This window comes from Nonomuraea sp. NPDC050383, from assembly GCF_044459125.1.
Taxonomy (GTDB): Bacteria; Actinomycetota; Actinomycetes; order Streptosporangiales; family Streptosporangiaceae; genus Nonomuraea.
Map to the genome: position 1 here is coordinate 97,983 of NZ_JBITIP010000027.1, position 3,549 is coordinate 101,531.

Sequence of the window (3,549 nt, forward strand, 5' to 3'; positions counted from 1 at the left end):
GGGCGCGCCCCCCCTCCCCGCCCACCCCGGCCCCCCCCCCCCCGGGGCCCCCGGGCCGCCCTTAACCCCGGGGGCCGCCCCCCCCCCACCCGGGCCCCCCGCCCCCGCCACGGGAGGGCTGCGCGGGAGCGGGGACTAGAGGACCTTGTGGATCCAGCCGTGCTGGTCGGGGCGGGAGCCGTACTGGATGCCGAGCAGCTCCTCGCGCACCCGCAGGGTGACGGGGCCGGGGGTGCCGTCGGCGACCGTCCAGGAGCGGTCGGCGCCCTTGACGGAGCCGACCGGCGTGACGACCGCCGCCGTGCCGCAGGCGAACACCTCGCTGACCTCGCCCGACGCGCACCCCTCCTGCCACTCCTCGACGCTCACCAGGCGCTCCTCGGCCTCCAGGCCGAGGTCGTCGGCCAGCGCGAGGATCGAGTCGCGGGTGATGCCGGGCAGCAGGGTGCCGGTCAGGGAGGGAGTGACGAGCTTGCCGCCGATGACGAAGAACAGGTTCATCCCGCCCATCTCCTCGACGTACGCGTGCTGGGCCGCGTCGAGCCACACCACCTGGTCGCAGCCGTTCTCCACGGCCTGGCGCTGGGCGACGAACGCGGCGGCGTAGTTGCCGCCGCACTTGGCGAAGCCGGTGCCGCCGGGGGCCGCGCGGGTGTACTCGGTGGACAGCCACACCGAGACGGGCTTGACGCCGCCGCTGAAGTACGAGGCCGCCGGCGAGGCGATCACCATGTACGTGTAGGTGCGCGACGGGTAGTTGACGCCCAGCCCGACCTGGGTGGCGATGATGAAGGGCCGCAGGTAGAGGCTGTGCCCCTCGGCGGTCGGCACCCAGTCGCGGTCGGCCTGCACGAGCTGCTCCAGCGACTCGACGAACGTCTCCTCGGGCAGCTCCGGCATCGCCATGCGCACCGCGGACTGGTTGAAGCGGGCCGCGTTGGCGTACGGCCGGAACGTCACGACGGAGCCGTTGATCTGCCGGTACGCCTTGAGCCCCTCGAACAGCTCCTGCGCGTAGTGGAAGACCGCCGTGGCCGGGTCGAGGGAGAGCGGCCCGTACGGCTGGAGCCGCGCGTCGTGCCAGCCCTCGCCCTCGGTGTACTGGATGGAGATCATGTGGTCGGTGAAGGTCTGCCCGAAGCCCGGACTCGCCAGTACCTGCTCGCGCTCCGCCGCGGTGCGAGCGTGGTCGGATAGCTGCACGTCGAAGCTGAGCTTCTGAGCGATGGTCATGACGATGGTCCTTCTCTCTACGACTCGGTGATGCCGGCGGCAGTGCGCGCCGGCACTCCACGTACTTCCTAGTGTCTCGCTATTTGGGATGGCAAGGGGTCACTGGGATGGTATGACCCTGAACATGCGAAAGCGCCTGGCAGGTCCGGTTCGGACCGCCAGGCGCTTACGGAGCTGGGGCGGCCCTAGCCCGATACTCGCGCGGTGATGTCGTCACCGATCTCGCCGGTCGTCCGGCTCGCCCCGCCGCTCAGCCGCTCGATGATGTCGTCGGCGACGGCCTGCTCCACCTTGGCGGCCTCGGCGTGCAGGCCGAGGTGGTCGAGGAGCATGGCGACGGACAGGATCGTCGCGGTCGGGTCGGCCTTGCCCTGGCCCGCGATGTCGGGCGCGCTGCCGTGGACCGGCTCGAACATGCTGGGCGCGGTGCGCTCGGGGTTGATGTTGCCGCTGGCGGCCAGGCCGATGCCGCCCGCGATCGCCGCGCCCAGGTCGGTGATGATGTCACCGAAGAGGTTGTCGGTGACGATCACGTCGAACCGCTCGGGCTGCGTGACGAAGAACATCGAGGCCGCGTCGATGTGACTGTAGTCGGTCGTGACCTCGGGGAACTCCTCGGCCACCCGGTTGACCGTGCGCTGCCAGAGGTCTCCGGCGTAGGTCAGCACGTTGGTCTTATGGATGAGCGTGAGCTTCTTGCGCGGCCTCGACTGCGCCTTGGCGAAGGCGTAGCGCACCACGCGCTCCACGCCGTGGGCGGTGTTGAGCGACTCCTGGGTGGCGATCTCGTGCGGCGTGCCGCCGCGCATCACGCCGCCCGTGCCCGCGTACAGGCCCTCGGTGCCCTCGCGGATGACGATCATGTCGATGTCCTCGGCGCCGGCGCGGGCCAGCGGCGTCTCCACTCCCGGGTAGAGCTTGACCGGGCGCAGGTTGACGTAGTGGTCGAAGACGAAGCGCAGGCGCAGCAGCAGGTCGCGCTCCAGGATGCCCGGCGGCACGCTGGGGTCGCCGACGGCGCCGAGCAGGATCGCGTCGTAACCGCGCAGCTCCTCCAGGACGGAGTCGGGCAGGGTCTCGCCGGTGCGGTGGTAGCGGGCGGCGCCGAGATCGTAGTGGGTGGCCTCGATCTTCGTGCCGACGGCTTCGAGCACCTTGAGACCTTCGGTCACGACCTCGGTGCCGATGCCGTCCCCAGGGATCACTGCCAGGCGAATGTCGCGCGAATCCATGGCCGTACCCTACCGGCTCGTCTCGACTGCCGAACACACCATCTCACGTACCGGACATCCGTTTTGCCGGGTATTGCGGTCGTTTGACCGTTTCGTTAGAGTCCGTCGAGCCGAATCCGCGCAGCAGTTGCGTGGAGCCGGGGACCCATTCCCCTTTTCGGGGCGAATCGGCAGGTCACCGCCGTAGGGCCACTTCCAGGCCCGAGCCCGTCAGCTAACCCGGTAGGCCGTATGGAAGGACCTTCGTGTCTCGCATCGCCATGCTCGCCGCCGTCGCGACCGCAGGGGTCGCGCTCGCCGCCCCGGCCAGCGCCTCCCTCGCCTCCTCCCAGCCGTCGCGGCAAAGCACCCCCCTTCCCCCCACCACTTCTGGAACGTTCCAGAACGCGTCCTCCTCGCTGCCGAGCAGCGCCAAGGAGGAGACCACGACGGCCCGCCTGACCTCGCCCGTCGTCATGTTGACCGCGGCGGACGTCCAAGCCGCCCGCGACAAGAAGGCCCCTCTCCCCGCCTGGAAACGGGCACTCAAGTTCGCCCTCGACAAACGCGGCACCCCGTACGTGTGGGGCGGCACCACCCGCAAGGGCTACGACTGCTCCGGCCTGACCCTGAAGGCCTACCAGCACGCCGGCATCCAGCTCCCCCGGACCGCGGCGGAGCAGTACCGGGCGTTCTCCCGGAAGATCTCCTGGAAGAACCTCAAGCCCGGCGACCTCGTCTTCTTCCACAACCTCGGGCACGTCGGGATGATCTCCAAGCCCGGGTACATGGTGCACTCCCCGCAGACGGGTGACGTGGTCAAGGTGGAGCGCCTGTCGGCCTGGCGCCGCGCCTCCTTCGTCGGCGGCGTCCGCCCCGACCCCAAGGGCGTCAAGGCGTGGGCCGCCATGAAGGCCGAGCGCAAGACCCCCGCCCCGGCCAACATCCCCGCGGCCACCATCCTGTGACACCCATCAAGTGACGCCCATCAAGTGACACCTGTCCTGTGACCCGCTGCCGGGGGGGCGGGGGCGGGCGGCGGGGGCGCCCCGCCCCCCCCCCAGGGAGGGGGCAGGGCAGGGGGAACAAAGGTAGAACCAACAAG

Annotated in this window: 3 protein-coding genes and 1 riboswitch; of the genes, 1 reads left to right on the top strand and 2 read right to left on the bottom strand. The window is 70.4% G+C overall.

Features of this window, described 5'->3' with window-relative positions:
- Nucleotides 1-135: 135 nt before the first annotated feature.
- Nucleotides 136-1,233 (bottom strand): branched-chain amino acid aminotransferase, encoded by a 1,098-nt coding sequence (locus ACIBG4_RS39645; protein ID WP_355440273.1) that lies wholly within the window; start codon nucleotides 1,231-1,233, stop codon nucleotides 136-138.
- A 185-nt stretch (nucleotides 1,234-1,418) separates the two neighbouring features.
- Nucleotides 1,419-2,465: a 3-isopropylmalate dehydrogenase gene (locus tag ACIBG4_RS39650; RefSeq protein WP_397207441.1), complete on the bottom strand. Its 1,047-nt coding sequence runs from the start codon at nucleotides 2,463-2,465 to the stop codon at nucleotides 1,419-1,421.
- Between the two features lie 98 nt (nucleotides 2,466-2,563).
- Nucleotides 2,564-2,709: riboswitch (cyclic di-AMP (ydaO/yuaA leader) on the top strand.
- A 1-nt stretch (nucleotide 2,710) separates the two neighbouring features.
- Between ACIBG4_RS39650 and ACIBG4_RS39655 the strand changes: the two genes are divergently transcribed.
- A complete protein-coding gene (locus ACIBG4_RS39655) occupies nucleotides 2,711-3,412 on the top strand; it encodes a C40 family peptidase (protein WP_397207443.1) in 702 nt (233 codons plus the stop codon).
- Nucleotides 3,413-3,549: the final 137 nt, after the last annotated feature.